The organism is Ruminococcus sp. RTP21484sp1_RTP21281st1_A8_RTP21281_210402 (genome assembly GCF_040914025.1).
In the GTDB taxonomy this organism is placed as follows: domain Bacteria; phylum Bacillota; class Clostridia; order Lachnospirales; family Lachnospiraceae; genus Blautia_A; species Blautia_A faecis.
In genome coordinates this window covers 1-7,687 of the sequence record NZ_JBCPGE010000083.1, presented here as the reverse complement: position 1 = coordinate 7,687, position 7,687 = coordinate 1, and the positions used below count along the sequence as shown (strand labels likewise).

Annotated in this window: 5 protein-coding genes and 1 pseudogene; 1 reads left to right on the top strand and 5 read right to left on the bottom strand. The window is 40.5% G+C overall.

The genetic code is table 11. The annotated features are described in order from the left end of the window. Positions 1-102 precede the first annotated feature (102 nt). Together ltrA and AB5170_RS22055 are read right to left on the bottom strand one after the other, a co-directional pair. Positions 103-1,497 (bottom strand): group II intron reverse transcriptase/maturase, encoded by a 1,395-nt coding sequence (ltrA, locus tag AB5170_RS22060; protein WP_173735084.1) that lies wholly within the window; start codon positions 1,495-1,497, stop codon positions 103-105. A 634-nt stretch (positions 1,498-2,131) separates the two neighbouring features. Beyond that, positions 2,132-3,211, bottom strand: coding sequence for an ROK family transcriptional regulator (locus AB5170_RS22055; RefSeq protein ID WP_330634115.1), 1,080 nt, complete (start codon positions 3,209-3,211; stop codon positions 2,132-2,134). A 65-nt stretch (positions 3,212-3,276) separates the two neighbouring features. On the opposite strand from AB5170_RS22055, the pseudogene AB5170_RS22050 reads away from it, so the two are divergent. Beyond that, a pseudogene (locus AB5170_RS22050) lies at positions 3,277-3,558 on the top strand (plasmid segregation actin-type ATPase ParM); the annotation flags it as partial. A gap of 71 nt (positions 3,559-3,629) precedes the next feature. Here AB5170_RS22050 and AB5170_RS22045 read toward each other — a convergent pair. The 3 genes from AB5170_RS22045 to AB5170_RS22035 all read right to left on the bottom strand — a co-directional run bounded on the left by AB5170_RS22045 (position 3,630) and on the right by AB5170_RS22035 (position 7,644). After that, positions 3,630-4,391 carry a helix-turn-helix domain-containing protein gene (locus tag AB5170_RS22045; RefSeq protein WP_173735085.1) on the bottom strand — a complete coding sequence of 254 codons (762 nt, stop codon included), beginning with the start codon at positions 4,389-4,391 and terminating at the stop codon, positions 3,630-3,632. 318 nt (positions 4,392-4,709) lie between these two features. Continuing rightward, positions 4,710-5,081, bottom strand: a complete 372-nt coding sequence (locus AB5170_RS22040) for a TnpV protein (RefSeq protein ID WP_173735086.1) — start codon at positions 5,079-5,081, stop codon at positions 4,710-4,712. Positions 5,082-5,214: 133 nt separating this feature from the next. Then, positions 5,215-7,644 (bottom strand): ABC transporter permease, encoded by a 2,430-nt coding sequence (locus tag AB5170_RS22035; RefSeq protein ID WP_173771804.1) that lies wholly within the window; start codon positions 7,642-7,644, stop codon positions 5,215-5,217. Between the last annotated feature and the right edge of the window lie 43 nt (positions 7,645-7,687).

Genomic DNA, 7,687 nt, shown 5'->3' with positions numbered 1-7,687 from the left:
TAAAAATGGTATTAAAAAAATCGAAGATAAAAATACCGTCTACATCAGACTGAATTTTTGAATTGTTAGACAGTCTGGCGTACCGTTCGGTACACGGCGGTTTCAATAGTTGACGTGCACAGACTGATAGGCTGTGGCTAAATCATAGAAGCCACTGTTTATCAGTCTTTCTTTTGTCATGGCTTTCTTAACTGTCGTCAGATTGGCACAATACCAGTGTCCCCTTCGACAGTTTGCCGCCATGTTCGCATAATATTCATGGATTCCCATTTTTATCAGATTTCTCTTCTTTGTTCTGGGCAATTTCCATTGTTTCCATATACACATACGTATTCTGTGATAGAGCCATCCGTTGACGTCATCTATGTTGTTCTTCATACTTGCAATTCCGTAATAGTTAAGCCATCCCCTCGCATATACCTTAATCTTCTCAAGGCTTGGCTTGATTGACTGACATCGCTTACGGGAAGATAACTCCTTCAGTCTAGACTTAAACTTCTTCCATGACTTCGTATGAACTCGGACATAAATGCCTTTTCCGTTCCTTCCCAATGCAAAGCCAAGGAATTTAAAATTTCGGATTGCAAACACGCTGACAGTACGGCTCTTTTCTCGGTTGACTGTAAGTTTCAGCCTCTCCTCAAGATATTTTGTACTGCTTTCCAAGAGTCTCTCTGATGCTCGCTTGCTCTCTGCAAGAAGCACGATGTCATCTGCATATCTTATGCATGGAACACCTCTTTTCAAGAATTCTTGGTCGAACTCATTGAGGTAGACATTTGCCAGCAACGGTGATAGATTTCCACCTTGTGGCGAGCCTTCCTCTGTGTCAATGACTACTCCGTTTTCCATTACACCGCTCTTCAGATAGCGCTTTATCAGCTGTACTACACGTTCATCTTTTACATTCTTTCGGAGAAGATTGATGAGAATTTCGTGATTAAGAGTATCGAAGTACTTTGACAAGTCAAGGACTACAGCAAATGTATAGCCTTGTTCGGCATACTCCTTAACCTTAAGTATTGCGTCTTTTGCACTTCTGTTCGAACGATAGCCATAGCTACCCTCTGCAAACAGCGGTTCATAGATTGGCACTAACTGTTGGGTTATTGCCTGTTGAAGTGTACGGTCTACCACTGTTGGTATGCCAAGCTTTCGCACACCACCATCTGGTTTGGGAATCTCAACTCGTCTTACTGAAGACGGAGTATACTTTCCACGATAAATGCGGTCGGTTATCTCTTGTTGATGTTCCTTTAGATATGGAAGAGCCTCCTCAATGGTCATGCCATCAATTCCTGGCGCTCCCTTGTTTGCCTTGACTCTCTTATACGCTCTGTTAAAGTTGTCTTTATACAGTATCGCTTCCAAAAGTCTCGGCTGTGCACTGTCTCTTTCTTTCCATATCCGATTGAATGACCTAGACGCTTTTGCATACCCTTCGTGTTCCGCACTATCTCTCTGCGAACAGTCATTGTTTTCAATGTTTTCTGCCATAGACGGTCATTCCTCCTTTCTCGGTCATACTTAAGATTCCTACTGATTCGGTCCTTCACCTCTCGGCTACTATGACCTCTGCTGACTTCTGTGCGTTCAGCATTGCTTTATGCAATGGTTACCTCTTTCAAGGCGTACCGCACAGACCTCCCTGGGTACCACACGTTTCTTCCTCTCCATCCATCTGCCTCATTTATCACGCAGGATTCCGTGTAGTTATTGGGCTTTGACTTGGGTGGCAGTCTTACCCTCATGCATAACCTTATATGAGATTTCTGTTCGTCAGACCAGAGATTTGCCCGGGGTTAGTCTGTTCCCACATCCGGCTTCCTTCAGATTCCACCTCACGATGGACACCCTTGCCTTCGGCTATATCCTTCCCACTACCGGGCGGATTCGGGACTTTAACCCGTTAGAAACGTGCGCCGCCAGGCGCACCACGCAAAAAAACGGAAAGGAAACCGTAGTTACTGTTTTCTTTCCGTTTTTTACTATAATTTCTTTTTTTAATTTTACACAACTTCTCGTTTTTCACACATATAAAGCGGACATCCGCATTCGCTTTGCAACCTGTCAGTGGGAGCTGTACCGTACGGAATTTTCAGTTCAGAAAATTCCTACCTGTGAACAGTTACTACAATTCTACCATATGTTTTGTGAAAAAGTATTTCGCGGCTCCAACAGCTGACGCTTCTTTCTTATACGAACAATTTTTCAAGTATGAAACATCGTGCTCAAAGCCATTATATGCCATCACTTTTTCTCCCAGTGGTATCATATAATCTGACAATACACCTCCCACATCACCTCCTAGTATGATATCCATATCATATGCCATCCGCAGATTTGATATCAAAACAGCAAGATGATCCAGATACTCATTCCATTTCTGCAAAATTTTTTCATTACCACTTTCAATTTTTTCCATAAATGCATCCAGTGACTGCCTGTTATCTTTTGTCAGTACACTTGCAGCACAATATGCATCTGCACATCCTGATTTACCACAATAACACTTTCTTCCACCGGGAACGAGTATCATGTGACCAAACTCCCCTGCTTTCTGGTTCTGCCCTCGAAACAGCTTTCCATCTATGCAGAATGCACCTCCTAATGTGTGGTTCAAAGACAGATATATCGCATTTGGATACTTTTGCTTTTTTTCTGCAAGCATTGCAGCATTAGCATCGTTTTCAAAATATGCTGGAATTTCCAGAGCCTGCTCTAAAAAGCGCAGACTATAATTCTCTATACCTAAAGCATGGGATTTTAAAACAATCCGTTCTTTCTGATCAATAATTCCTGGAATCGCCACTCCAATCCCAAGTAGCGTGTCCTTCGCTACTTCGCCTTCCAGAAAAGTTTTGACCTTTTGTGCCACCTCTGTACAATAAGATAATTCAGCCGTAAATTTTAAACGGATGCGATCTTTTTTTATAATCTCATCTCCAAGATTTACTAATACCATTTCTATATGATTCGCTGTAATCAAAATTCCCATTGCATGACAGTATGACTTATTAATCCCTATACTTTTTGCCTTCCTTCCACCGGTTGAAGCATATTCCCCAGTTTCTTCCAACACCCTTTTTTCTAACAAGTCATTCACATTTGCTAACACAGTCGGCATACTCAAGTTTAACTCTTTTGCGATTTCTGCCTTGGATGTAACATGATTGTTTAGAACATAATTAATTATTTTTTTTCTTGTTATATTTTTTTTATCTTTATTTTCCGTTTTCTTACCCTCTTTTATTAAATATATTATAAAAGAATTATATGCTTTTTTATTCTTCTTGTAAAGTAATGTTCTATAATAAAAATTTGCTGCATTCAGAAATAGTTACTGTTCCCTCCGATTTTCGTATGCTTATCTCACAGCAAAGCAGTACCACACCGGTACAGCCTGCTGAATCAATCAATACGAAAACGGAGGTATTTTTTATGCGAGAACTCAGAAACACAAAAATCATCGCTGTAGATCATGGCTATGGCAATATGAAAACAGCAAACACCGTCACGCCAACCGGAATCAAAGCCTATGAAACAGAACCACTCTTCTGCATCATTCCATATTTCCCATGAAGAATGTTGTAAATTAGTACTATCCACAACGATAACAGGTAATTTAATTATTCGTATTTTTTCCCAATAATGTAAATCGAAACTACCATACCACCTAATATCATAATTAAGAAAATTTTATTCAAAATATCCCATAAAGCTATATTGAAACAATTGATTATTATAATACCTGCAAGAGGATATAGAACAACCGTTGCAAGTGTCCATATTTTTAAAGTTGTGCAGATGTATATCCAATTTTCATTGTTAAAAGATAAACCAACTAGATGTATTCTAAAAATTCCTTGTGAAACATAATTTATCTTATTGGCATCATAATATGTTGGTAATATGTCTTTTGCAAAGAAACAAAACCATGCACCAAATAAAAGCATTCCCCCTGTAACCAGCAATATATCCCCTTTCATCTCAGCTAACGAACTTTCAGATACAACTAACATAATAATTTCTGTAATAGATATAAAAAAACATAACAAATATGCTAATATCCAGTTTTTTCTATGCTGGTGAATAGAATCCCTAACAGCCATATCGAGAGAGCCTACCACCAATTCCTCGATTTCTTTTTTTTCAATATTTTTCTGTGTATCTATTTTTTCTCCACGTAACAATTCTGTAACGGTAACATCTAATATATCAGCTATTGGTATGAGTAATACGACATTGGGCATACTAAGACCACGTTCCCATTTGCTAACTGTTTTATCTGATACATATAATTTTTCAGCCAAATCCTTTTGAGTTAAATTCTTTTCCTTTCTTAATTCGGTTACAAATAAACCGAATTTTTCATTACTAATCTGATACATATATCCACCTCCTGCACACATATTATAATGAGAGTGTGCATAAATCAATCGACCAGCAGTAGAATTGCAGAATATTAGCACATAATTCATCAAATAATCTCCCCATTATGATTATTTCTATAAAGTTATATTCGAATATTTTTTAAGCCATACTATGGAATAATTAAATCGTCAACTTATAACTATGACGGAAAAAACCAGCCTTCCGAAACTTAGAAAAGATCACTTTCTATAGAATTGTAATTTGCTTCTTTGGCCCCTTATAAACACAAAAGCTGAACAAACAGGATTTTTCGTCCTACTTGTTCAGCTCTTTGTTTACCTGTAAATCAGTTCTTTTAACACAATCTCTTCTGCTGCATTCCGGATATTATTTACAGCTCCAACCCACACCATCTGATCACGAGCTTTCAATTCTTCCGTAACGCCTTGCTTCTCCATCATCTGACGCACCAGAATATCCATCCTCTCCTGTGCTTCATCGTCCACAGCATTCAGATGTTCTGTTAATCTGTCTTCCAACATATACAGAGAATACATTGCCGGACGATGCTCCTTCAGATACGTTTTCCGAATCATTCCATATTTCCCATAATGCGGTTCTTCATCTGTACTGACAAGATTCGGATAGTAAATTCCGTCTGCTCCCAGTGTGTAGGTTCCACCTATTTTTTCAAATGTGCTTTTCATGTGTTATTCCTCCTTGAAATCAGCGATATTCTTAGATCATCGCAAAATATTTCAGGACAGCCTTGATAGCATACAAAATGGAAGTTATCTATTTCTCCTCTTCGTTAAGACCTAGTTCATTACATATTACTTGCTATCCCTGATACCTTATTCTTTCTACCAGCGTTTCCTTTTTCAGATTACTGCTTAAAACGAGGGAAAGCACAATCTGCAAAAGACTGACCAGCAAAATCATAGCAAGAATTGGTGTAATTGGAACATGATAGACATTCATTCCAAATATTCCATTATGCTTTGCATAGGCAAAGAGCGCATAGCCAAGTGGCAGACCAACGATAAGTGCTACACATATGGTGCCAACCGTAAAAATCAGTCCCTGTAACTGCAGGCATAAATTTAATTGTTTATTTGTCATACCCACAGCCTGTAATACACCATATTCCTGCTTCTTCGTGGTGATATTGATGATCATGGTGTTTGCCAGATTCATAAACCCAATGAGACCGACAATTGCCATGAACAGATAGCAGCCAAGCTTCATCATACGGCTTGCGTATTCTGCAGTTTGCAATTCTGCGTGATAGGTGTTCAGCTTGATATGAGAAGTATCGGAGAGCAGGTCATTCAGGCTTTGCTCTACAGATGCCACATCTTTTTTAGCACAATCCACCCACAGGTATCCATAAGATGTCCCTTTCGGATCTACAGAGCGGTATACTTCTTCCGGAATGACCAGATAAGTGTCCGCGCTTACAAAGGAGCCTGCGATTTTTCCATGATAGGTATAGGTTCCGCTTCCGTTATCAAAGTTGAATGTAATCGGTGCACCCGCAGAATACCCGTCAGCTTCCATCCACATGGACCAGCCAAAGAAAACATCCCCGTTTTTGACAGCCTGTGCATAGTCCATGGAACCGATATCGCCATCCCCGCGCATCATTTCAAAATCCTCTTGATTTACGATTGCAACCGGAAATTTTGTTCCGTTCAGATCTGCAGAGACGATTTCTCTCGTCAGTACATCCGTTACACCGGGGATGGATTTGATTTCTTTAATCAATGAATCATTCAGTGGGTTGTTCTGTAGGATTGTGTCCAGATTATTCTCCGAATAGGCTTCATCATAATTCTGGGAATAATCCAGCTGCAACTCAAATTGTCCATGGTTGATTGCAATCCGCGCCTCGTACTCCGGGTCAATATTTCCAACATAATTAGAGATAATTACAAACAATACACAGGAAAGCCCCATGGTAAGAATCGTAGCAATGGTTCTTTTCGGATTGCCTGTCACATTTGCCATTGCCATGGAGAAAACGGTGACATCTTTTCTGCCTTTTCGTCTGCCCTGTTTTTGCGTTTTGGAGCCGTCAAGATACCGTGTCGCTTCGATTGGTGAAATCCGGGAAACAATTTTCATGGGTTTGCGCAGAGCCAAAACGACCGTAAGAAACGATACAAAAATGCAGATGAGCATAATTGTTAGTGAAAACAGAGGCACCTGATGGTTCTTGATTCCGGACGATACCAGATTTCCCTGCTCCACCAGCCAGTTGAAACTGACTTTTGCAATCAGGAAACCAAACAGCAGCCCCAGCGGTATCGAAAGAACCGCCAGAAGAATGCCCTCACGAAAGATCAACTGCTTCATCTGCTTTCTGGTTGCACCCAGCGCCTTGATTTTTCCGTACTCCTGAACCTTCTGGGCGATCCCGACCTGGAAGATATTATAAATGACCACAACGGAAAACAGCACGATTCCGAGGATCAGGGTTCCACAAACCACAATCATTTCATAGCTCGGCTGCAATACCCACTGCAGGTAGAGGTCATTGATGATCACGTTTTTCTGGTCAATGCCGCAGAAATCCGCGATTTCTTTTATAACAGGCGCAACATTATTCATAGATACATTTGCAGAATCGCTCAAGGTAAAATAGATATTATATTGCCTGTCACCCTCCGCAACACGCTCATTATAAAAATCCTGCGAACCGAATACAACATAGGAAGCCTCGATGGTATATTCATCCCGGTCATATAAAATCCCGCTGACAGTAAATTCCACCGGTGCGTATTCCGACTGCATGCCGGAACGGTACTCCAATGTTACGATGTCTCCGACCTTTACATCATGGTATCCCACTGCATCAAAGAAAGCGCGTCCTGCGGCAATTTCCTGCGCCTTTTCCGGATAGGTACCTTCCTTCAACACATATTCCTGATTATAGGGAAGCATTTTCCTGACCGTTTCATCCGCACTGACAAAGCCGCCATTTTCATTTCCTTTCAGGATGCCCTCCGTACACATGATGCCGATATCAGATATCTCAGCTCTGCGTTCCACTTCTTTTAATTGCGTACCATCTGCGGCGATAAACAGGCCATAATTGCTTCCATATGAGCTTGCCGCCTGACTTTTCTGCAAACGGATCATTCCATTTCCCACAGTACTGATAATCACAAGCAGCATCGTAGTCAGACATATGGACATCATAATCAGTATACTTCTTGTCTTGTTCTTTTTGGCATTGCTATATGCAATCCTGCTTATTGTCTTCATCTGAAATCCACCACCTGTCCGTCCTCAATCACCAGAATACGGT